The organism is Pediococcus sp. AC40, assembly GCF_030252485.1.
GTDB lineage: Bacteria > Bacillota > Bacilli > Lactobacillales > Lactobacillaceae > Pediococcus > Pediococcus acidilactici.
On sequence record NZ_CP127012.1, the window covers coordinates 1731062 to 1755000 of the forward strand.

The following is a 23939-nucleotide window of genomic DNA, read 5'->3' on the forward strand; positions in this document are numbered from 1 at the left end:
TTCCAAAGACCATCGTAGTTAATTATTGGTTTTACAAGTCCGTTAGGCCCCTTTAAAAGCCGCTGGCGTCGTTTTAGCGCAACTACTGGGCAAGAACACCGCTCATAAAATTCACCTTGCTTATTTAGCCTCGTAAGCTTGCAACTGTTGATTTACCCAATTTGTCGCCTGGGCCGCTGCATCACCCGCGTGAATGGCGCAGAACCTTGCGTAAAATTGTTCGAATTGGGAACTTGGCTGTTGCTGAGTTTCCTTAGCGAGTTGAGCTAATTCATGAGTCAGTTCGTCTTCGTTGTAAACAATCTTGCCCGGTAAATCTTTTTGATAGTCCAGATAAAATCCACGAAGTTCGTCGCGATAAGTTTCATAATCATATGGAAAGAACACAATGGGCCGTTTTAAGTATGCATAATCAAAGAAAACGCTGGAGTAATCCGTAACCAACACGTCCGCAGCTAAGTACAAATCCGCAACGTCCGGGTAATTCGATACATCAATTGCGAAGTCTTCTACACCAGTAAGATCCACCGCGTTAGCAATCAAATAGTGCATCCGTAAAAGCAAAACTGTATCCTCTCCAAGCGTATCCCGTAATTTTGCCAAATCAAACGGTAGGCTAAAAGCATACTTTCCCTTGGTGAAAAATTGGTTATCTCGATAAGTTGGTGCGTATAAGACCACCTTTTTATCCAGGGGAATCCCTAACTTTTCTTTAAGCTGCCGAATTTTAGCTGCGCTGGGATGCGCTAATTCGTCATTGCGTGGGTAACCAATTTCCAAAATTTCGTTTTGGTAACCGAAAGCTTGCCGAAAAATTTTCGTAGAATAGGCGTTAGGACTGATTAATGCATCCCACCGGTTTGCTTCATGAACAAAATTTTCGTGATATTTTTCCGTAGTGGTCCCGGGCATGGTTACTTGTGCAATATCCAAGCCCAACTTTTTCAGCGGTGTGCCGTGCCAAGTTTGTAGTATTTTAACGTGCGCCGGCTTTTTTACCCAACGAGGCAGCCGGGCATTTTCAACCCAGACGTGTGCTTTTTCAACCGTGCGCACCCATTTAAAAGATCCCCGAACCACATAATCGTAACGTTCTCCATTCGGAAACCCTTCTTCAACCAGTTGCTTATTCACCACCCAGATTAATCGATAATCGGGATGTTCTTTTTTCATTTCTTTATAAATTGCTAACGGCGAGTCACTAATTTGTCGCCCTCCAAAGCTTTCAAAAATAACGGTGGGCTGCTTTGCGGGCCGGTAGTTAATTTTAAAGGCGTAGGTTAGGAGGCGGCGTTTGACTTTTTCAATGAACGTATCAAGTTTCATGCGTTTCCCCTCCTTTTAAACATTTTTATTTATTACTAGGATATATTTTATGCACCTAAAATAGTACACTATTTTCCAACATTAAAGTACTGATTAGTTAATTTATCCACCACTTGCCTCAATGAAGGCTGTTTTGAGCGATTACCTTGAAGATTGCTAAATACTACGAAAGCTTTTTTGCCATCCGGACTAATCCGTACATGGTCCTCAAAACCATATCCGTAACCGTTAGCTCCGTAAAAAGATTGCTTCTCTGTATAAAGGCCACCATGATACCTAACTTGAGCAAAGTTAATTGGTCGATATAACGATTGCGTAGTTTGCTTGCCCAACAAATCCCCATTTAGTAATTTAGACAATACTTTATAATAATCCGGTGCAGACATATACACTTGTCCAGTGCCTAACTCTGATTCAACCGTGGCCATATTAGGCTGTTGCAAGACTTGTTTAACCATATTGCCCTGTTTTTTTAGGCGGTATCCTCTAGCAACGTCAATTCCAGTAGTATCAGTTGCAAATACGGTTTGTTGTAACTTCAATTTGCCCGTGTAGCGTTCCGCGAATAATTGTTGGTAATTATCTCCCGTCACCTTTTCCAAAATCATCGATAATAATACATAGTTAACGGGTTGGTAATTCCACTTACCGTATTTTTGTGGTTGAAATTTAACGTTCCTTCTAAGAATTTTTAAGTACTGGGTTCTAGGCAGACTGTCGCCCTTATAACTGAGCTTAGGCAATGATAATCCCGAAGTCATGTCCAGCAGTTGACGAATGGTAACCTCTGCAGAGCCCGGAATTCCCGTTATGTACTGATTAAGGTGATCCGTAAGCGCGATTTCATGCCTATTAACCAAAGTCATTACTAGTCCAGCCGTGAGTGATTTTTGCAAAGAATCAATTTCATAAGCAGTAGTTAGCCGATTATTTTTACCACTCTCATTATCCTCCACTCCCGCTGTGTAACTATCAACAATTTGGTTGTTCTCTACTAAAATTGCTGAGCCGCTAAACCCGGTCGGTGAGAGTGCCCGTCGAAGCCGCCCTTTCTCCGCGGAGTGAGCTGCCTGCGTAATTGCAGGATAACTATGCTTTTCTGTATTTGCTGGCCTTCTTAAATATACACTTGCTTGGCCCCAGATTAGTACTAGTGCAAGGATAATTAGTCCTCCAACAATTAATTTATTGATCAATTTTCTTGACATTTTCTATTTCTCCCCCAAATAAATTTACCAGATATAGTTTTACACTAATTGACGAGAAAGAACTAGCTTAAGCAGAAAAATTAAGTATAAGTTTAAGCATTACCAACCAATACTTTAATAAAATGACTTTTAAAATAGTTAAATAAGTCAATTTGGTTTGCTAATTGGTATCGTTTGCATTTGTCCAATAAATAGGGTATTTTCCTTATCTTAGGACCAAATTGTGTCCTCTACACCCAAAAATGATTTAGCCATTATTAAATTCAATAAAATAAAACTCCTAACTAGATAGACAGAAATTTCACTTATTTCTGTGCCTACTAAATTAGGAGTATAGTTTAAAAAATGTTTTACCTTTTTTGCACTCTATTTCTATTAAGGTTAATTATCATCCGGGCTTCCAAATTAAACCCTTCAGAAAATTTCATTCGTCTAAATTTGTTGCCAATTGGTTGTTTTTCCGCACGTACTTGCTTATAAAATTATCAAAGCCAAAACTAGCTAACAAAATTATAAAAGGTAAAAATTGAATAACATACCTACTCCTTCCTCCTTCAAAAAGAAGCAGGAAGAAAAAGAATCCTATCACCGTATATTTTAGCAGTTGAACCATCCATTCCTCATTAAAACAAGTGAACACCATAAATAGCAAAGTCAATAGCCAAATCACTTGCATTACAACAGAGAAACTATTGGTCCGGCTAGCTCGATTTTTAACCGTAAATAACCTTCTAGGTAACGTTTTGCTTAAACTCTTATCTACCATCGTCGTGTCAGCTTCATTTCCCCACGTAAACGTTCCGTCTTCCGTATTGTAGATCTGCTTATTCATCAAAAAACGCTCGTAAGCCGTTGGCCCCATTTTGTTGAAACGTTTTTTTAAGACCCTTAAGTCCCGATTCTTACGATTTTCATAATTTTTAATCGACTTATCTTTAAAAGTATCTTGAGGATTATAACCTCCACGTCCAGAAATTCCCATTGCCGCAAAGTGAAATAGCGAAAACGACTTGTTTTCATCAACAGAAACCAAGTTAGTATTTTTCTTGTAAAAACTAAATGCCGCAAAAAACGCAACTATTAATATTACAAATAAAGATACCACCCTAATGCTCATTCTACGTTCGCCCTTTACAAACTGCAAAAGAGAAATTATCAACAGAGCGATATAAAAAATAACTAAAGTGGGCTTTAAAAAATAACTAACTACTAGCAACAAGCTTAAAAATCCAGTTAAAATGCTTGTTTTAAGTTTAGTGTTTTCCTGATGAGTTAACAGTAGAACAATGCTCATGTTCAAAGAGCTTACGCAAAATGCCCATATATCACTATAGGGGATTGTTATCCATGGCGAACAGCCGATCAATAACAAACTGGCTAAAATATAGAAATTAGATAAACGTTTGCCATAGTTATTTCGCAAAATCCTTCCCAAAAACAAAATCGAGGAATCCAATAAAAAGATGTTCAAAAAACCAAGTTCTTTTGTGAAAAGTACTAACTCCGGTTTACCAAAAATAAGCCATAAAAAATGCTCTGCACTTAAAAGGAAAAGATTGTTAGGATAAATAGAAAAATAGTTGCGATCCCAAATAGGATGTCCAATTGCCTTATATAAAATGAGCGTCGGATCCCACTTAGTTATCGAAGTCATTGTCATCACTATCCAGCATTGCCAAATAAATAATGCCGTTAACGCCAGTAGGTAGGTAACTTTATTATCCAAACGTTTAAAGTCTTTCCTTAGCGGAATTATTAAGACTATGCCGATGATCGCAATATCAATAGCTAGTACCATCTTACCCGATAATTCAGACAAATCATTTCGTAATAAGCTAGCGGCACCCAAAATGCTCAGTATACCTAGAAACACAAAAAATATATTAATAAATTTATTGCTTAGGCCTTGTATATTGAATTTCAAAATCCTACATTCCTTTGTCTACAAATTTTTTTGTGTATTCATCCTTCTCAATCGTAAAACGTGGACGGTGCTTAACTTCCGAGAAAATTTTCCCAATATATTCACCAATTACGCTAAGGGAAATTAACTGTACGCCCCCTAGTAACCAGATGGAAATCATTAATGAAGTCCATCCAGAAACTACGTGCCCAACTATTTTTTCAATTAGCGCATAGATCATTAATACAATACTGATCAAAACGATTACCGTTCCCATCCCGAAGATTAAATGAATTGGGGCGTCGGAAAATGAGGTAATTCCATCCATCGCAAAGCGCACCATCTTTTTTAATGGATACTTCGATGTACCGGCAAACCGTTCTTTACGCGCGTAATAAACTTTATCCGATGGATACCCTACTAGTGGCACGATTCCCCTTAAGAAAAGGTTTCGCTCTTTAAATTGAAGCAGATCCCGTACAGCTCGTTTACTCATCAAACGGTAATCAGCCGAATTAGGGATGAGTTTAACCCCGATTTTTTCCATTACTCGATAAAACAACATTGCTGTATCACGTTTAAAAGCTGTATCAGTATCACGATTATTACGAACACCGTAAACTACGTCATTGCCTGCATGATACTTTTTAACCATTTCAGGGATTGCATTTACGTCATCTTGTAAATCAGCATCAATCGTGATAATCATATCTGAAAATTCAACAGCCGTGGACATCCCCGCAATTAGCGCATTTTGGTGACCATAATTTCGGCTAAATTTGATCCCAGTTATATCGTCAAATTTTTTAGTGTACTCTTCAATTAGCGACCATGTTTGATCTTTGCTGCCATCATCAACGAACAAAACTTTACTCTCGGAGTGAATTAATTTTTGCTTTTTTAAATTTATTAAAATATTTTCTAACTCTTTGTGCGTTTCCGGTAGCACTTCTTCTTCATTAAAACACGGAACAACTATTGTTAATAAATCCTTCATCTGATAAACAACCTTCCTAGGGATTATCTATTTATTTGAAACACATACTTAACTTTTAGTTCGTTATGCCCCTTTTTACAGTAAACCTTGGTACTTCCCATCTTACCCAACTTTACTTTATTGGTGCTTAAACTATGTCCATTAAGTACGTAGCGCGTACCTTGGTAGCGCACTACTGGTACCGTAACGTAGGCGCTTTTTCTTTGATTCCACTTAATGTTAATCCAACCGTCCTTTACAGAACGAGAAAAATTATTTTCATTTAAATAGAGGCCTTCAATCCCTTTAAACATTTGATATAAATTATTATTTCTGCATTTTAAAGAACCTGGTTTATTTAACTTCTCCATTTGCCGGGTAGCAGGCAAGTAATCGGGAATTGGTTTAGCTAAAATTTTCCACGGAGCATTTAAGTTTCGACTGCTAAATGCTTCTTGAACCGCGTAATTCTTCTGCCCTCGATATGTTATGTAACCAACCGCTCCAAAAGGTTTAGCAGAAACATTCCATCTGTTCAGTGCATCTGAAAAACGACTGACGGTGTCCATCGCGCTTACACAAGTCAAACCCATTAAAATAATAGCCAGCACTTTAAAATTATGATTTAGCTGTTGACCATTTTGTAAAACAGATAGCATTCCATAAATAACCAATAGAATACCAATCGGAGCTATCCGGAAAGGAAATTGTAAAATATACATTGCAGGAAGTATTTTAAAAAGATCATTCCACGGAAAAATCCCACTTGCCAGCAGTAAATAACCAATACCTACCCATTCTAGAAATTGTTGATCCCTATTCATGGCATCCCTATGTAAAATAGCAATTCCAACCGCAAATGCCAATGTCAACGCAATTGCTGGAGGCAAAACCGCATTTCCAATAGTATCCCCCCACTTTAATACACTTGCTTGCGGGTTTGCATACGGGTAAGGAGTCATTAATTTATCTTGCGAATTTAAGATCAGGTAAACGCCCCAAACGTTCACCGTGCCAATCAATGTAATTGCTGCCGAAATCACACTATCTCGTACTATTAATAACCGCTTTCCTTTCTGAACGGTCATGGCATAAATAAAGGTTACGCAGATTAATGACAAACCGATTATTGAGGATAAAATATGTAACTGCATCAACACAATCATCGTTAATGCCATTTCAGCTATATTAACGTTTTTGCTCCGTTTTCCATCAACCATCCGGATGGCGACAGCAACTGCTAATGGTAATACGCTTGCTCCCACTCCTAAAAACTCGTTATCAATAACCCAAGAAGTAATTGCAAAACTTGTAGCGTAAATGGTAGGACCAATAAGCAAAAGCTTTTTATCCTTTATCCCGCCAACTTTTAGCATATAGTACGTTGTCGAAACTGACGTAAACACAACTATAAAATTAAGCACTAGCTGTAAACGGTAATATGATTTAAGAATCCATAATAAGAACCCACATACATAAGCAAAGATTGGTCCATAAAGTACATTGATGTATCGACCAACTCCTCCAAACCCATACATCATGATGAAAGGCTGAAAATTATGTTCCCTTATTTGCATATACGTATCATAAAACCTATTCAGATGAAAGATTGTATCTGCAGAAATGATGATGCTGTTATGAAAAAATATTTGGGGAGAAACAATGAATAAAGAAATCAAAAAAAGTTTTCCTACCACCACGAGCTGTTTTTTATTAGGCATTAACCTGCTCTCCTTATGATCAACTTAAATTACTAAAACAAAAATAATGCATAATACCCAAACCACCGCAACTAACCATAAACTATATTTTGAAATTAAGGATGATTTATAAGCCAGCCGTAACTCATTTTTTCCCTTACGACTGCTAATAACTGGGGTACCAATTTTCGTTAATTTAATGGTGTCATTACTTAACCTTGTTCCATTCAAAGAAACCTGTGAATTTTTGTATACTGTAACTGGCACCATTGTTTTTTCAGCATTTTTATTACTGTGCCAACGCACGGTCAAAGTATTACCCTTAACGCTCTTATGAAATCCTTTTTGATTAAAAATGATTTCTTCTGCGTAAATACCGTAAGGATTGTTGTTAGCAAATAAGTTTTTACTCGAGGTTGGTAAATAATCTGGATAACCCTTTGTAACCAGCTTTAGCCCTCTTTTGAGATCTGCACTCTTCATCTCGTTACGAAATTCTGCTGCAGTAAACTGTTTAGTTTTAATAATGGGAGTCTTCGTTGAGATTGGCCAATTAGAATACCACACTAAGGCTGCATTTTGAATCCCATTAAACGTTCCCATTGTAATAAAAATAGCTCCAATAATTGCTGCAAGTTCGACTGGAACAAAGCTAGACTTGGAAGAACGTTTCATTTCACTTAAACTCATTGCGAAACCAGCAATCAATAATACTGATGCGATGGTTAGGAAACGGTATGGAAATTGAAGTAAACTTTCAATTTTACCAAAATAAGTACTGATTGTTCTCCAAGGGACCACGTTAGATGCTAGAAGTAAAAACATTCCGCCAATTAACGTGACCACTTTATTCGTAAAGTCAACAACCTTCCACTTGTACAATACATACCCAATTTGGACTAAATAAATAATACTTACTACTAACCCCAATTCGTAAATAGATGTATTTCCTACGGATAAATTAACGGTTTCCTTAGACATGTTTGCAACGGGAAATGGTGTAACTATGCTATTAGTACTAAAGACTTCTAACATTGCGCCCCAAACATTAAAAGTTAATACTAAACATAAAATTCCGGCTTCCGCCGTTTTCCAAAATAATTTAATCCGCTCCTTAGCCTTAACTAAGCCAATTACAAAGAAAATTAAAAATGCCACGACCGTAAAGAGTGCACTAAGCACGTGAACTTGAATTACTAAAGCCACAACCAGTGCTAATTTAACTGCCGAAAATTTACGCGGATCAAATTTTATCATGTCAATACCCACCATTATTTCAAGAGGCATTAACATCGTTCCCCAAGCCATAAAGGATTCCACCGTTACCCATGATTGGATCCAGTAACTAGACATGAAAATTACCGCCCCAATGGTGGCAAACTTTTTCTCGGCTCCTAATTTAGTTGCCAATTTATACATTAAATAACCGCTAATCACAAATATAGCGAAAGACGTTACAACCTGAAATTTCAACCAGCTTCTTACAAAGAATAATATTAATCCTAAAAAATAGGCAAATCCGGGCCCGTATAATGCATTTATAATTCTTCCACTTTGATTAAAGCCGTAATCCATTTGAAAGAAGTTAAAGTTATGGGTCTTTAATTGCATGTAAACATCATAAACACGGTTGAAATGAAAGGGCACATCGGCTCCAAAGATGATGCTTTTATTAAGAATCTGTGGGGAAACAAACAGTAATCCCACAAGTAGTATTACCAATCCTGGATAATATTTTTTTATTTTTGGCATAATCTTAACTGACATTTATCTACTCTCCTAAATAATAAAAATACTGTGAATAACTTAACAGCTAAAACAACTATTCTAAGTCAATCACAGTATTTATATAATAATTGTTTACGCCACACTAAAGTATAGCATAGCTATTCTGCTGAATGCTCAGATACCCAAACAAACTTATCGGCTATTTTTATTTTAAAGAACTTTGCGCCAACTAACGTTTTGTTGATAGGATCTTCTAATACTCGTGTTTCTAAAACTGTAAAAGTTACGGCATCAGCTTGAGCTATATCAAAATTACCGAGGAACTGGGTATCCTTTTGCCCATATACACCGCTCCATAGTAAGGTTGCATCCTTTAATTTAATGCTTTCAACTGGATTACTAATCTTTTCTACACTATAACAGCTGCGATTAAACACGTAATTCATTGCTTTTTGGGCACTTCTACCATCGTTCCATGAGTTATATTCTTGATTAAATTTTTCGACCTTTCGTTGATAATCTCGCCATTTCGGATCTGCGCTTATCCATGAATTGATAGCTTCTAACAATTCGGCAGTTGATCTTACAACCGGCCCTGGAACAAACTCTTCATAATCCTCTACGTAAAGTCCCCGAACATAATCTTGGTACTCTTCTAGGTCTGGAGCCATAAAGATCATTGGCTTATTAGTAACGGCAAAATCAAATAATACTGATGAATAGTCAGTTACCAACAAATCTGCTACTGCAAGAAGTTCAACGTTAGATTGCCAATCAGAAACATCGATAATATTATCCAATTTCTTAAATTTAGGTCTACCACTCGTAATTAGAGGGTGGAACTTAACAAGTACTACCACATCTTTAGGTAGTGAGCGGCTTAATTTTTCAAAATCAACTTTACTTTCCATTCCATACTGGTCTACATAAACAATCTCATCGTCTCTCCAAGTTGGTTCATACAAGATCACCCGTTTAGTAGCAGTAATTCCCAATTCTTGACGAATTTTTTCTCGTTTAGTAGAGTCCATATCTAATAACTGGTCAATTCTTGGCAGCCCACTCATAACGATTTGGTTATCACCAAGTCTGAACGCATTCTTCTGCAAATCAGCAGCAGTTGCGTTCCCAGCTAAAAGATAATCCCACTTGCGGCCTTCAATCACTTGATTTTTTTGGTATTGGTAGATTGACTGTCCCGGAATAAAGTCCGAACTTAAATCCGTCCCGACTTTTTTCAACGGGCTCCCGTTCCCAGTTTGAATTACCTTCATCCCCCGAGGCTTTTTCCAATTTACCGCCACCTCAGAATTAGTTATATAAAAACTGGCTCTTGCACGGGCAACAATCCCCTTTAACGATTTTTTGATCACATAAGGCAAGGCTGCAGAACGGAAACGTTCGGTTTGATCAGCACTCGCTAACCACAATAATTTATAACCATTAGGATGGACTCTAAGATATTCATACAAGGCACGAGGATCACTATCAGTAGCACGCCCACCGTTGCTTTCAAAAACTATTAACTTGCTTCGCTTTAAAAATTGTCCAAGTAGATTAAGTGCGCCCATTTCGAGACTTGTTACTCCTAAAGCATGGGCTAATTTACTAGTAAAGAAGCCCTTTTCTCCGTTATCCCTAGTAATCTTACTATTAATAACTTGTTCCACGGTATTCTTTGAAGCATCACCATCTCTACCATAGGTACAAAATTCATTATAGAACCATTCCAATTTACTTCCGTACTCTGCTTCTAATTTATCCGGTTTTTGTAAATAGTAGATGATTTGCTCAGTACTTTGTGCAATTGGCCCTGGAACGGTTTTAACGTAGTCCAAGTAAACACCACGGTTAGAATCATCGAGGTACCAATCCAAGTCGTAAGCAAAGAAAATCATTGGACGTTTTAAATATCCGTAGTCAAACATTACGGAACTGTAATCAGTAATTAAGACATCAGCAATTAGATACAAATCCGCAATGTTAGGATACGCTGATAAATCATAGGCAAATCCTTCAAATTCGTGAATATCAATCGCGTTTGCTACTAAATGATGGAGCCGCACCAAAACCACATAGTCGTCTGCTAGTTTATCCTGCATTGCCTTAAGATCCATCTCAAAATCAAGTTTTCCGGCTTGACGATATGTGGGGGCATACAAAACCACTTTCTTATCAAGAGGGATTCCAATATTCAACTTTAAGTTTTTGATGAACTCAGGATTATTGTTGTTGATTAATTCATCATTTCTTGGAAAGCCCACGCTAAGTACTTCATTTTTGAAATCAAATGCGTTCGCACCCACTCGGTCCATGTAAGCTGATGGCGAAATCAAATAATCCCACCGTCGGTTTCGTTTCATGAAATTGCGTTGTCCTTTGGCTGTGCTATTTCTCATGGAAGGCTCTTCTAGTCCCATCTTTTTCATGAATGTACCATGAAGCGTTTCTACTTCCACTTGTCCTCGTCTCTTGACGTAGGAGTTAGGAAAGTTGGTATTTTGTATAAAGTATTTTGCTGTAGCTAAATAATACCAGTACTTAAAGCTTCCTCGGCGAATAACTTTTCCCTGTCCACTGACTTTAGTTGATAAATCAGTTACCGGCCAAATAAATTTGTATTCAGGATGGGCCTTTTGCCAATATTCGTAGATTGCCCGAGGATTGTCATCAAATGACCTACCCCAAAAACTTTCTAGCACTACCGTCTTAGAGCTTAACGGTAGCAGTCTCATCAGTGGGTAAGCGATGTAGTAAGCCACTTTTCTTTTACGTACTGAATTGTCAATCCAGTCCCACTGCTGCAATAGTCCAATTTGGAACCTTCCTACGTCATTAACTTGTAGTTTTAATTTTAGATTTTTAAAACGGCTAATTTGTAAAACATTCCGTGACTGGTAATCTGCCATTAAAATAGGAATTCTGACATTGTTCTCATCACCAGCAATATCCACAAAAAAGTTATAGTATCCACTCTTAAAAAGTGGTTTTTTACCATCGCTGAACTTAATATTAACTTCAAAGCGATCATTAGTAAGCGGGTTAACCTCAAAAGCATCATAAGATTCTTTTGCGTCAGTACTGATCATCAAGAACTGCACTTTACTAGTTAGATCATTTATTAATTTTGAGCTTACTGAAAAGGTTAGCTGAAGTACCCCATTAACAAGTGTATAGTTTTCAACCTTCGCACTATTTTTTTCAAATATAAGGTGCACTCCCCTTAACGATGAGGAAACATCTACGCGGGCTTTACAGCTACCATTCGTTAAGGTGAATACTTGTTCATTTAAAGAGAACCTAAACTGATATCTTCCCATGTTAGTGGCGTTATATAAGTAAAGCCGACCACTGGTGATCCCATTTTCTAGGACGTTACAATCAAACGAAATGCGATACTTGAAGCAATCTCGTTCTTCTTGAATTAAGTCAACTCGTGCTGCGTAACGTTCATCCTTCCCATAACTGAACATAAATAATGGATCCATCAGGTTTTTATCCGTCAAAAAATCAAATGTCAAAACATTTTTATCCGTAAGCTTAAAATCCTTCACCAACGGGAGGTTGCCGGCTACAACCTGATTCTGCATTTTAGGTTGAACGTCAAAAAACAAATTCCAGGCACGATTAAAATCGTTGTTGATAACGTATTCTTCAGAGTCACTGGCGATTCTTTTGGGTGTCAAAAGAGCGTTTCGGCGCTTAACCGGACTACCGACCGGGGTTGTAATCGTTAAATCGAGATCCGTTGCAATTAAATCAATCACCCAACGTCCTGCTCCAATTTGAGCCAGAGCATCTTTTACATTGATTGCTAATTTAAAGGCGTAGTATGTAGTTCCCCAAAAAATACGCCGTCGCTTAGTTTTCTTTTTAACAATTACTTCGATATTAGTACTTTGGTGACTATGGATGTTTCGGATATGAGCGTCAAACGCGAAATTAGACTTTTCAAACTTTGCAATTTGACTAATGAAACAACGCCCTTCAACGATTACTTGATCGTTTTCACAATAAACACGGTCAACCTTCGACTTACCTTCAACCGCGCCCTTTGTCAATTCAATTTTTTCGGCTAGTTTCGGACGTAAAGCCTTATTAATGTAACGATACCGACCGTGATCACCAACAATTTCACCAATTTTTTTATATTGGTATCCGTAACGTTTAAAATCTGGAAAATCACCATTCAATAACGCGTAGTATTGAATTTGTTTTCTAATGGAAAGTTCTTTAATTACACTTAAATCATAGTTCCTTAAAAATTTAACTAAGTCCCGTTGAAACTTAAAGAGGGTTTCTTCACTAGCGTTTTGGAATCCGTTTAAGTAAAGTGGAATATCCATGTCTAAAACCTTGAAGTTAAAGGCTTCCTTTAATTCTGGACTTCCTCCCAACTCTAAAATAGATTTTCTTGCCATTTCTAAAGTCTGCATCCGATCCCAAAACAACTGAAAATTAGCCCTTTGCTGAGTAATGGATTGGTTAGCTCCCTCTCGAACACGCCAATGATAAGTATCTTCAGCGATAACATCAACAGATTTAGCTAAAAGATGGTACCGCATTGACACCGGGATATCTTCATAGGTCAATCCTTCTGGATATCTTAAGCCGTTTCCTATAAAAATTTCAGCTTTATAGACTTTATTCCAAGCCGTAGTATCGTAAACTAAATTAGTGTTTACGTTAATATTAGTTTGAAGTAAAGTTTCCGGAATTGCTTTTTCATGCAAAACCGAAGGGTATACTTTTTTAGAATTAAACCTATTTACAAATCCCGAAGCGAGATCCGAACCCGTTTGTAATAGGGAACCTACTAATTTTTCATACGCATTTTTGGGAACTACATCATCCGAGTCAACAAATGCAAGAAATTCCCCAGTAACATAATCCAATCCTGCATTTCGCGCCGCACTCAACCCACCGTTAGGAGTGTGAACAGCAGTAAATGTCGGATATTTACTATCGTATTCATCAAGAATTGCTCCTGTATTATCTGGGGATCCATCATCTACCATGATGACTTCGATATCTTTATATGTTTGATTTGCTAACGAATCCAAACATTCTTTGATATAATCCTCGACTTTATAACAAGGCACGATAATGCTTAGTTTTCCTCTTACAAACTCTCTCTTCACCGCTATTCTCCTCACAAAATTATAATAATGCTATGAAGCCCGCCGCTAATTTATGAAAAATTCGAGCCGGATTTTCTAACAAACTAAAAAATGAATACCCCATAATATGTGAAAAACCAATTCCCAGCATTAACAATACAAGAATTACAACTGCTAACCTTGTCATCAAGGTCATTTTTTCTGGTAGCACTTGCTTGTAAAGTACATTATGCACTGACTTTTTAGCTTCAGTAGGTTTACTACCCTGAGCTATCTTTTCTTCTACTAATTCTTTTTGGTACGCCTCAACATCAAAATCAAGTTGTTCCGCCTTTTTGGTTGCTTGATACTCTTTTTTCTCCTTAGCGGACATTGCCTTAAAATCCGCATAAAAAGCGCGGTATTCGGCAATTACCTTTTCAGCTGGACCGACGTCTTTTAACTCACCGTAATGCATCCAAGCAACTGTATCACAAATCTTTTCTACCTGTCCTAAAGCATGACTCACAAATACAATTGTTTTTCCTTGCTTTTTAAATTCCATAATTTTGTCAACGCACTTTTGGTAAAAAGTTGCGTCTCCAACAGACAATGCTTCGTCAATAATAATGATATCTGGGTTAATGTGAACCGCGATGGCAAAGCCGAGACGGGAGCGCATCCCAGTTGAGTAATCTTTTACAGGCTGGTTAATAAAACTTCCGATGTCAGCAAAATCAATGATATCCTGACGAATATCATTAATTTCTTTGATTGATAGGCCTTGCATCAACCCTTTTAGTCGAATATTTTCAAGCCCCGTCAAGTTCCATTTAAGTCCTGCACCGATAGAAATAATCGAGGTATCCCCTTTAACATCTACCGTTCCAGTGGTTTGGGGGATAATTCCCGAAATGATGTTTGAAATGGTTGATTTTCCCGAACCATTCACTCCAATAATCCCAAGAGTTTCACCTTGCTTAACGTCCAACGAGACTCCCTTAAGTGACCAAAAATGCGGTACGTCTGTTTTTTTAATATTAAAAAAGTTTTTTAACCGATCGCTTTTACTTTTGTATAAATCATACTCTTTAGTTACATTTTTAACTTGAATTTTATAATCCATATATCAATTCTCCTAAATCAAATCCACAAAATCTGATCTGAATTTATTGTGTAAATAAGACCCAAAAATACCTATCAAGATAATAAAACACCAGAAAAATAAAGTAAGTGCAGGATCTTGTAGCATGGTCCCGGTAGAAAACATCGAAAGACGCATCCCGTTTATTACGTAATAGAAGGGATTTAACTCTAGCAATCGGATTAATGGTCGTGGGAAGTTAGAGGTTACAAAATTAAATAACACCCCACTCATGTAAAACAAAACCCTTAAAACGGACTGCAACGTGATGTGCCAATCCCGGATTAAGACACTAACGGTTGAGTTAAAAATACCCAACGCAAACATTAAAACGATCATGCAAAAGAAGTAGTAAATGAATTGAAAGCTTAATAGCGTTAAACCAATATGACTAGCAAAGGTTAAAAACAGACCAAAAGCAATCATGGTCCAAAAACTATATAAATTTCCGTATATCTTGATCGAAGGTAAAACATTAATCGGGAATTTCATCTTTGAAACCAAGCCAACTTGTTGATACACACTTTTTGAAGCATCTAAAGTAGTTTTGTTCATGTATAACCACGGGGCAATTCCGGCAACCATCCAAGGTAGATAAGGAACACCCGGTTCTGGATCTCCATGTTTCAAAGCTACGCCGAATACTAAATAGTAAATCCCAATTTGAATTAACGGATTTAGAAATTCCCACGTTAATCCTAGATAATGACTTTGATATGTAGCACGATCATCGTATTTTGCCATACGACGAATTATTTTAAAATTCAAAAATTGATCGCGAACTATTTGAAACAATGTGTTCATAAAAATATTCCTTCCATAGTTGAATATATTTTTTATTAAAAAAGTTGATTACATCAGATTAATGCAAACCAACATTACCGCAAATTATTAAGTATAATTTAAGGCACTTTTATATTTTACTCCGAATCTATTTTTAAAACCGCCACATTATTAAATTCTTTATAAATAGCAAGCGGAAGCTACTTTGTAGCCTACTTCTCCTCCCGAACAATATAAACCGGCCGGTCCTTGACTTCCAAGTAAACCTCGGCAATGTAACGACCGATAATGCCCAAGCTTAGTAGTTGCACTCCGCTAAAGAAGAGGATGATCACTACTAAAGAAGGCCAGCCAAACGCAGAGGTGTGCGGGAAAATAATCGCCCGAACAATTACCGCCAAAGCTCCTAGCACGGCTAACACACAGGTAGCGATCCCAGCGGACGTCACAAACGATAACGGTGCCGTTGAGAAGGATACGAACCCTTCAATCGCGTACTTCATTAATCCCCAGAAGGACCATGAAGTTTTACCAGCGGCCCGTTCGCGGTTCTCATAAGAAATATAGTAAGTGTTAAAGCCGACCCAGTTAAAGAGTCCCTTACTGAACCGTTCCCGTTCCCGCATAGAAAGCACGCTATCCACCATTTGGCGGGTCATTACGCGGAAATCGCGGGCTCCGTCCACGAGTTCCAAGGAGCTTACCTTATTGATCCACTTGTAAAATTGTCGCGCAAAGAAAGAACGCACGCGGCTTTCTCCATCTCGGTCTTTGCGCCGCGTAGCCACTGAATCATACTCGCCCTCTTCGATCATTTTGACCATTTGGGGTAATAATTCCGGTGGATCTTGTAAATCAATATCCATCACCGCTACTAGTTCTCCGCTCGCTTTTTGTAAGCCGGCGTACAACGCCGCCTCCTTACCAAAGTTCCGTGAGAAACTAATGTAGTGGATTTCCTCATGTAATTTTTGAAGTTTTTTAATTTCAACTAGGGTCTTGTCTTTTGATCCATCGTCGACAAAAATCAATTCGGGCTCAACGTCCATTTGATTTTCCACCTTCGCAAAAGCGTCGTAAAACAGCTCCACGGTTTCTTCTTCATTATAAGCTGGTACAATCACTGATAACTTTTTCAAATTAGTTCACCTATCTAAAATTTATGTCTAAACTTTTCTTTTCTTAAGTTTCATGTTTTACTTAAAAGGTTAACTCTAAAGAACTTGGAGATGAAACCTTGATTAAGCAACTTTTCAAAAAATATAAATCCCTTATATCATACCTCTTTTGGGGCGTGGTCACCACATTGGTTAATATCGTGGTCTTTGCTGTGTTAGTAGACCAATTACATATATTCTACCAAGTCAGTAACGTAATTGCTTGGTTCGTGTCGGTTTTGGTCGCTTACGTCAGTAACAAACTGTGGGTATTCAATTCCCACACTTCAACCGCCAGCGATTTATTTGCCGAAGCGCTCCGCTTTTTCTTAATGCGGGCCGCCACGTTAGTGTTAGATATCGTCATCCTCTACGTAGGAATTTCCCTGCTCCACGGAAACGACATCTTCGTTAAAATCATTGATAACGTCGTCGTCATCATTTCTAACTATGCTTTTAGTAAATTAGTCGTTTTTCGGACGAAGAAAAAATGGGAGTAATCCCATTTTTTTATTGCTCTAATTTTTCTAAAGCCGTGGCTTCGTCAATCACTTCTACACCCAGGTCTTGCGCCTTAGTTAACTTGCTCCCGGCATCGGCGCCCGCAATCAACACGTCCGTTTTTTTCGAAACCGAACCGGCCACGTCTGCACCTAAGTTCAACAGCTTTTCTTTCAACTCGTTACGGGTAAAATGCTCTAATTTACCAGTTAAAACCACCTTTTTACCGTTAAAGTAGTTTTCTGGTGCTTCGCTTGGTTGTGCGCCGAGGTATTCCATATTCACGTCCACAGCCTTCAACTCGTCGATCATGTTACGCGCCGCTTCACTTTGGAAGAAGGTCGCCAAATTATTGGCCAGCGTTTCACCGACCGTATCTACCGCGTCAAATTCTTCCACGGACGCTTCCATTAACCGATCCATTGAACCAAACGCTTCGGCAAGGGTCCGAGCCATCTTGGTTCCTACGCCCTGAATTCCAAGTCCGTTAACCAAACGTTCCAAAGAATTTTGCCGGCTACGGTCAATGGCTTCTAGCAAGTTATTGACCCGCTTTTCCTTAAACCCGTCTAATTGGCTTAGTTGGTCGGCAGTTAATTTGTATAGGTCGTCAAAATGGTGAATAAATCCCTTTGCATAAAGTTGCTGAATTTGTTTAGGCCCCAACCCCATAATGTTCATTGCATTGCGGGATCCAAAGTGTTCCAAACGTGCCACAATTTGTGCGGGGCAATCTGGGTTAATGCATCGTAAGGCTACTTCACCATTTAAATGTACTAATTCTTTACCGCAAGAAGGACATTGATCGGGGATGGTCAAGTCCGCCACGTCTGCTGGGCGCTTGTCCAAGACGACCCGGGTGATTTCCGGGATAATATCTCCTGCCTTATGCAATAACACCGTGTCGCCAATCCGAACGTCCTTAGCAGTAAGCTGATCCACGTTATTCAAGGTTGCCCGACTCACCGTGGTTCCAGCTAGTTGCACCGGATCCATGACCGCCGTCGGAGTAACTACCCCCGTCCGGCCCACTGACCATTCAATGTCACGCACCACGGTTGCTTCTTCTTCTGGAGGAAACTTGTACGCAATTTCCCAACGGGGCACCTTAACCGTGTGCCCCAATTCCGCTTGTAGCCCTAAGTCATTAACCTTTAAAACAATTCCGTCAATTCCATAAGGCAAATCGTCGCGTTGACCTTCATAACGTTCAATATAATCCCAAACTTCGTCTAAGCTGTGGCAAACCGTCTGGGTGGGGTTAGTGTTAAATCCTAATTCTGCCATTGCCTGAATGGCCTCGTGCTGGGTTTGTACCCCCAAAACTTCGGGTTCCACCAGCGTATAGATAAACGTATCGAGCTCGCGTGCTTTGGTAATTTGCGTGTTTAGTTGCCGCAAACTACCGGCCGCCGCGTTCCGTGGGTTAGCAAAAACGGATTTCCCCGCTGCCGATTGCTGTTCGTTTAACTTCGCAAACGCCGCTTTCGGCATGTAGCATTCTCCCCGGACTTCCAAAGAAAGCGGCCGACTAAGGGTCTGGGGAACCGATTTAATGGTCTTTAAATTCTTGGTAATGTCTTCACCAATGTTACCGTCTCCCCGGGTGGAACCCTGCACTAGCTTACCGTCTTCATACACTAATGAAATCGCTAATCCGTCAATTTTAAGCTCCACGTTGTAATCAACTGGATGGCCCACATTTTTCTGAATGCGCTGGTCAAACTCCGCCAACTCTTCCTTAGAGAAAACGTCGCCCATCGACAGCATCGGTTCGGTGTGGGTAACCTTGGTAAATCCGGCAAGCACTTCGCCCCCCACGCGTTGGGTGATTGAATCTGGTGAAGCAATTTCTGGAAATGCTTGTTCTAAAGCTTGCAAGTCCGCATAATTTTCATCATAAACGTAATCTTCGACTTCGGGAGCATCTTTGGTGTAGTACAACTCACTCCAGCGGTCGAGCTTTTCACGGAGTTGTTCCGCAAGTTCGTTAGCTTCCGTTAGGTTCATTTTTTCAATTGGCTTCGGTAAACTCATCTTTTCTCTCCTATATCATGTTTCTATAAATTCAGGTCAAGTTCGATTGGACAGTGGTCTGAGCCAAAAATCTCCGTATGAATTTTAGCATCCGCGAGTTGCTTGTCCAATGCTTGGGAGGTCACAAAATAATCGATTCGCCAACCCGCATTGTTGGCTCGCGCGTTAAACCGGTAGCTCCACCACGAATAAACGCCCTCTTTATCAGGATAGAAGTAGCGGTAAGTATCCGTAAACCCACTTTGTAGCAGTTCGGTAAATTTTTGCCGTTCTTCGTCAGTAAACCCGGCATTATGGTGGTTAGTACGGTCGTTTTTCAAATCGATTTCTTCGTGAGCTACGTTTAAATCCCCACAAAAAATTACCGGCTTAGTGTCGGCAAGTTGTTTTACGTAAGCTCGGAAGGCGTCGTCCCAGTTCATTCGGTAATCCAAACGACGTAATTCCGGCTGTGAATTAGGAGTGTAGCAGGTAACCAAGAAAAACTTCTCGTACTCTAGGGTAATTACCCGTCCCTCTTGATCGAATTCAGGAATTCCTAAACCGTAAGAGACCGCCACCGGTTCCCGTTTAGTGAAGACGGCCGTTCCCGAATACCCCTTCTTTTCTGCATAATTCCAGTACTGGTGGTACCCCGGCAAATCCAGGTCAATTTGTCCTTCCTGTAGCTTGGTTTCTTGGACACAAAATATATCCGCATCCAACTCGTTGAAAACGTCCAAAAAGCCGTGCTTTACTGCCGCACGCAAACCATTCACATTCCACGAAATTAATTTCAAAACCGTGCCCCCATTTCTAATTATCTCTTTTAATTATCGCACAACTTGACGGAAAATTATTAAAGTTTGTCTAGCAAACTAGGTTGTTTACCACTTACGAAACTTTACGGTTATAATCAAACTAGGAAGGTGATGAATTATGAAAATTAACGTTGCATTATCTAACGGGTACTTACCCGATCGTTTTGGCAAATATGCTCCCGCAGCCGACAAGCTTCACGATTTGCCAATTCGGTCTTTTCCCATTGAAATTAGTGAGTTGCCTACTGACACAGCAGCCTTAGCACTAACTTTAATTGATTACGACGCCGTTCCCGTTGCTGGTTTTCCGTGGATTCATTGGATCGCGACCGACATTGCCGTGACCAATCTGATTCCTGAAAACGCTAGTGCTTTGGAAAACGGGATGACCCAGGGAAAGAATAGTTACGTTTCTAAGTTTTTAGACGTGGATGATCCCGCAATTTTCGAACACTATTCGGGACCTAAGCCGCCTACCGACCACGAATATACGTTGACCGTTTACGCGCTCAAGGAACCTACTAACCTGCCTAAGGGATTTTATCTAAACGACTTAATGCGTAAAACCGAAGCACTAGCCTTAGATTCAGCGCAGATCAAGATTCCTTCCCGCGGTTAAGTTTAGATCCTGATTGCTTACCATAGGGTAGAGTTACTGAAAAACGCTTTTTAAGAATTGAATTCTCAAAAAGCGTTTTTTGGTTGATTTTCTAATGTAATGCGACGGGTGCCAGCTCCCTAACTAAAAATCGGTAACGATGCCTAAACTAGACATAATTACCGATTCCTAGCTAATATTCACAGCCTGCGCAATTTTTAGTTCATTTCTTAATTTTTGTTTCGCCTTGCCCGGGCAATTTTATCCAACTGCTTCTGAGCTTTTTTAGAGCCCCGTTCTAAATCTTTACGCATTTTTCGTTGGTGAAAATCAGTAAAGAGGCTCTCCAAGTCATAATCCACGGGATACAATTTGTCGGCGGCCATTTTTAATCGCGTTCGTTTTCGTAAAACATTCTGAAAACCGTGTTCTACAAAGACTGCTACCGTGTCATCGCCGTGATCTTCGTAAACTAGTCCCACCTTTTTGAGTTCCGTTAAATAAACCTGATCGCCTTTTTGGTATCTCAATTCGTTTTCGGCTTTATCGGGCAGCTGATCAGTCTTCGCCAACTTCGGAAACTGTATTTTTTTGGTTGCATATTTCGCCTGATTGGTAATATATTTACCTGCCCGCTGAATCAATGCTTTGGGCAACCTCATTTTTTGGGCAATCCAAAGCGCCTGACTGTCGCCAACTTCACCAACTTGCAGTACGTACTTAGGAGTTAGTGTTTCACGATCAAATTTCATTGCGGCCGGCGTAAAATCCGCATGCTTTTTAGTGAAATTCTTAATCTCTCCATAATGGGTCGTAGCAACGATCAATGCTCCCTTTCGATACAAATCTTCCAGAATCGCAATCGCCAATCCGGCCCCTTCGTTAGGATCAGTTCCGCTGCCCAACTCATCTAATAAAACCAGTGTATTACGACCGGCCTTTTGAACAATCTTTGCAATATTTTTCATGTGGGCAGAAAAGGTACTGAGTTGATTTTCAATATTCTGCTCATCGCCGATATCCACAAATAGTTGGTCAAAAACTGCTAATTCAGTCCCTGTTTGGGCAGGAACTTGTAATCCAGCCATCGCCATCAAGGTTAACAATCCCACTGTTTTCATGACGATTGTCTTACCACCGGCGTTAGCACCTGTAATAATCAATCCCCGGTAATCCTTTCCTAATTGAAAGTCTAACGGCACGGGGTCACCGACCAAGAACGGGTGCCGCCCTTGAATTATATTAATGCGCTCCGCTTGGTTGATTTGCGGAGTAATTCCACCGTATTCCCGGCTATACTTCGCCCTTGCAAAGATAATGTCAAACATTGTCACAGCGTCAATAGCATTTAAAATACTTGTTCTTTGTTCACTTAATTCGCCCGTTAATTCAGCTAAAATCTGATAGCTTTCAGATTCGATAACTGCCTTTTGAAACGCGAGTTTTTCGTTAAGCTTAGCGACTAAATCTAGCTCAATATAAACGGTTTGACCGTTACTTGATTGATCCACAATCGTACCAGGAACCTTAAATTTATAGGATGCTTTAATTGGGACGGTTATCGAGCCTTGCTTTTCAACTATCAAAACGTCCTGGATCATCGGCTTGTTTTTAGGACTTCGCAAAAACTTCATTAGTTTATCTTGAATTTCGTCCTTGATGGTTTTAAATTGTCTCCGCGCCTTCCGAAGATCTCGAGAAGCATCATCTAGTACTTCATAATCATCAACCTTTTGGTAAATGTGCTCTTCGGTAGTCGTGAATTTAGATAACGCCTGGCTGTACTTATACAGGATTGGCGTCTGGTACCGATTCTTTTCAAAGAATTTTTTTAACATCCGGTTACTACGCAAGAAATCTGCAAATTCAATTAGCTCCGCGGGTGTCAGAATCACGCCTTTATCAATTTTATTCATTAACCGGTTAATCTGTTTCAAGCCTAGTAATGGAATATATTGACCACTTTCAATAATTATTCGTGCTTCTTTAGTTTCTTGTTGTTTAACCCTGATACTTGCTAAATTGCTTTCAATTGGCATATTTTCAAGTTTCTCTTTACTAAAATCACCAACTGCTTTAGCAATAACTCCCCTTTTTACTCGGTCAAATTGTAATTTTTTAAATAATGATTGATCAAACATCTCTTTTTCCTCTCATAAAAGAGACACCTATCCGATAAAACCTAATTGAAACAAAAAAGACCACAGTAATCCCCTGTCGTCTTCAAACTAAACTTAAAATTTATTTTGACAGGTATCGCTTGTAAAAGCATGCCAAAAAAAACCGTCTTCCCCGGTTCAATTAGCGCCAATATTTACATTTAGATACTTGCCACACTCATCAAAATTTCCCCATTCGCGTTTAGATAGGTTTTATCAACAAGTAAATTATCAAATTTTAACGAACTCGTCAAATCTTTGCTTTTTAAGTCCTCATTACCAATCAGAATTCTTTAAATCATTATTTTAAAGTTGCGTATTTAAATTTAGGGAGGTTACCCGCCATTCCAGCTTTGTACGTTGGTAAATATACAATTATGCCTCCACAATTAAATTCAATTGAAATTATATAACAAATTTATTATATTTCTAAGTATTAAAGAGGTTGATTTATGTACGAAATTGATTTTTATTTTGACAGCAATGGAAAAAGCCCAGTATCTGATTATATTGTGGCTCTTTCTAAAAGCCACCAAAAAAATGATCGAGCTATTCTAAAAAAATTATTCACCAGCTTGATTTGTTACAAGATTTAGGACCGCTCTTAAAAGAACCTCAGGTCAAATTTATAAAGGGCTATAAACATCCCCTGATGGAGCTAAGACCACAACCCGAAAGAATTTTTTACGCCTCTTGGAATAAGAATCGTTATATTCTGCTCCATCATTACTCTAAGAAAAAAAATCGAACCGATCCACGGGAAGTTCACATCGCAATTAACAGATTAGACGACTGGTTACAACGACATTAGAAAGGATTA

At 39.0% G+C, this 23939-nt stretch carries 15 protein-coding genes and 1 pseudogene; 3 read left to right on the top strand and 13 right to left on the bottom strand.

Going from position 1 to position 23939, the window contains the following annotated elements; all coding sequences use genetic code 11:
• Window positions 1–120 precede the first annotated feature (120 nt).
• The 10 genes from NL111_RS08600 to NL111_RS08645 all read right to left on the bottom strand — a co-directional run bounded on the left by NL111_RS08600 (window position 121) and on the right by NL111_RS08645 (window position 17006).
• Window positions 121–1326, bottom strand: a complete 1206-nt coding sequence (locus NL111_RS08600; protein ID WP_285110156.1) for a CDP-glycerol glycerophosphotransferase family protein — start codon at window positions 1324–1326, stop codon at window positions 121–123.
• A gap of 68 nt (window positions 1327–1394) precedes the next feature.
• On the bottom strand, window positions 1395–2534 hold the full coding sequence (locus NL111_RS08605; protein ID WP_004166187.1) for a serine hydrolase domain-containing protein: 1140 nt from the start codon (window positions 2532–2534) through the stop codon (window positions 1395–1397).
• 424 nt (window positions 2535–2958) lie between these two features.
• Complete coding sequence (locus NL111_RS08610; RefSeq protein ID WP_004166188.1) at window positions 2959–4458, bottom strand: glycosyltransferase-like membrane protein; 1500 nt, start codon at window positions 4456–4458, stop codon at window positions 2959–2961.
• 4 nt (window positions 4459–4462) lie between these two features.
• Complete coding sequence (locus tag NL111_RS08615; protein ID WP_053906224.1) at window positions 4463–5434, bottom strand: glycosyltransferase family 2 protein; 972 nt, start codon at window positions 5432–5434, stop codon at window positions 4463–4465.
• 23 nt (window positions 5435–5457) lie between these two features.
• Window positions 5458–7134: a putative glycosyltransferase family protein gene (locus NL111_RS08620; protein WP_004166191.1), complete on the bottom strand. Its 1677-nt coding sequence runs from the start codon at window positions 7132–7134 to the stop codon at window positions 5458–5460.
• A gap of 24 nt (window positions 7135–7158) precedes the next feature.
• Window positions 7159–8532, bottom strand: coding sequence for a putative glycosyltransferase family protein (locus NL111_RS08625; protein ID WP_285110157.1), 1374 nt, complete (start codon window positions 8530–8532; stop codon window positions 7159–7161).
• Between the two features lie 467 nt (window positions 8533–8999).
• On the bottom strand, window positions 9000–13982 hold the full coding sequence (locus tag NL111_RS08630; RefSeq protein WP_285110158.1) for a bifunctional glycosyltransferase/CDP-glycerol:glycerophosphate glycerophosphotransferase: 4983 nt from the start codon (window positions 13980–13982) through the stop codon (window positions 9000–9002).
• Window positions 13983–14001: 19 nt separating this feature from the next.
• Entirely contained in the window at window positions 14002–15066 is a 1065-nt protein-coding gene (locus NL111_RS08635) for an ABC transporter ATP-binding protein (protein ID WP_204230247.1), read from the bottom strand.
• A gap of 12 nt (window positions 15067–15078) precedes the next feature.
• Window positions 15079–15888 carry an ABC transporter permease gene (locus tag NL111_RS08640; protein ID WP_004166195.1) on the bottom strand — a complete coding sequence of 270 codons (810 nt, stop codon included), beginning with the start codon at window positions 15886–15888 and terminating at the stop codon, window positions 15079–15081.
• 191 nt (window positions 15889–16079) lie between these two features.
• Window positions 16080–17006 carry a glycosyltransferase family 2 protein gene (locus NL111_RS08645; protein WP_285110159.1) on the bottom strand — a complete coding sequence of 309 codons (927 nt, stop codon included), beginning with the start codon at window positions 17004–17006 and terminating at the stop codon, window positions 16080–16082.
• A gap of 98 nt (window positions 17007–17104) precedes the next feature.
• Here NL111_RS08645 and NL111_RS08650 point away from each other — a divergent pair, with 98 nt between their 5' ends.
• Window positions 17105–17524 (top strand): GtrA family protein, encoded by a 420-nt coding sequence (locus NL111_RS08650; RefSeq protein ID WP_002832450.1) that lies wholly within the window; start codon window positions 17105–17107, stop codon window positions 17522–17524.
• A gap of 10 nt (window positions 17525–17534) precedes the next feature.
• Here the strand turns inward: NL111_RS08650 and ligA are convergent, their stop codons facing one another.
• Both ligA and NL111_RS08660 read right to left on the bottom strand, forming a co-directional pair.
• Complete coding sequence (gene ligA / locus NL111_RS08655; protein ID WP_058121102.1) at window positions 17535–19562, bottom strand: NAD-dependent DNA ligase LigA; 2028 nt, start codon at window positions 19560–19562, stop codon at window positions 17535–17537.
• 23 nt (window positions 19563–19585) lie between these two features.
• A complete protein-coding gene (locus NL111_RS08660; RefSeq protein ID WP_004166198.1) occupies window positions 19586–20341 on the bottom strand; it encodes an exodeoxyribonuclease III in 756 nt (251 codons plus the stop codon).
• Window positions 20342–20480: 139 nt separating this feature from the next.
• Between NL111_RS08660 and NL111_RS08665 the strand changes: the two genes are divergently transcribed.
• Entirely contained in the window at window positions 20481–20981 is a 501-nt protein-coding gene (locus NL111_RS08665) for a YbhB/YbcL family Raf kinase inhibitor-like protein (protein WP_005918147.1), read from the top strand.
• 209 nt (window positions 20982–21190) lie between these two features.
• Here the strand turns inward: NL111_RS08665 and NL111_RS08670 are convergent, their stop codons facing one another.
• Window positions 21191–23101 carry an endonuclease MutS2 gene (locus tag NL111_RS08670; protein ID WP_285110160.1) on the bottom strand — a complete coding sequence of 637 codons (1911 nt, stop codon included), beginning with the start codon at window positions 23099–23101 and terminating at the stop codon, window positions 21191–21193.
• Between the two features lie 470 nt (window positions 23102–23571).
• Between NL111_RS08670 and NL111_RS08675 the strand changes: the two are divergent.
• Window positions 23572–23930: pseudogene (locus NL111_RS08675) on the top strand (type II toxin-antitoxin system RelE/ParE family toxin).
• Window positions 23931–23939: the final 9 nt, after the last annotated feature.

Excerpts from the sequence above, each read along its gene's own strand:
- NL111_RS08640 (WP_004166195.1), bottom strand. The coding sequence starts at position 15,888 with ATGAACACATTGTTTCAAATAGTTCGCGATCAATTTTTGAATTTTAAA.
- NL111_RS08625 (WP_285110157.1), bottom strand. The coding sequence starts at position 8,532 with ATGTATAAATTGGCAACTAAATTAGGAGCCGAGAAAAAGTTTGCCACC.
- NL111_RS08605 (WP_004166187.1), bottom strand. The coding sequence starts at position 2,534 with ATGTCAAGAAAATTGATCAATAAATTAATTGTTGGAGGACTAATTATC.
- NL111_RS08615 (WP_053906224.1), bottom strand. The coding sequence starts at position 5,434 with ATGAAGGATTTATTAACAATAGTTGTTCCGTGTTTTAATGAAGAAGAA.
- NL111_RS08635 (WP_204230247.1), bottom strand. The coding sequence starts at position 15,066 with ATGGATTATAAAATTCAAGTTAAAAATGTAACTAAAGAGTATGATTTA.
- ligA (WP_058121102.1), bottom strand. The coding sequence starts at position 19,562 with ATGAGTTTACCGAAGCCAATTGAAAAAATGAACCTAACGGAAGCTAAC.
- NL111_RS08620 (WP_004166191.1), bottom strand. The coding sequence starts at position 7,134 with ATGCCTAATAAAAAACAGCTCGTGGTGGTAGGAAAACTTTTTTTGATT.
- NL111_RS08670 (WP_285110160.1), bottom strand. The coding sequence starts at position 23,101 with ATGTTTGATCAATCATTATTTAAAAAATTACAATTTGACCGAGTAAAA.
- NL111_RS08600 (WP_285110156.1), bottom strand. The coding sequence starts at position 1,326 with ATGAAACTTGATACGTTCATTGAAAAAGTCAAACGCCGCCTCCTAACC.
- NL111_RS08665 (WP_005918147.1), top strand. The coding sequence starts at position 20,481 with ATGAAAATTAACGTTGCATTATCTAACGGGTACTTACCCGATCGTTTT.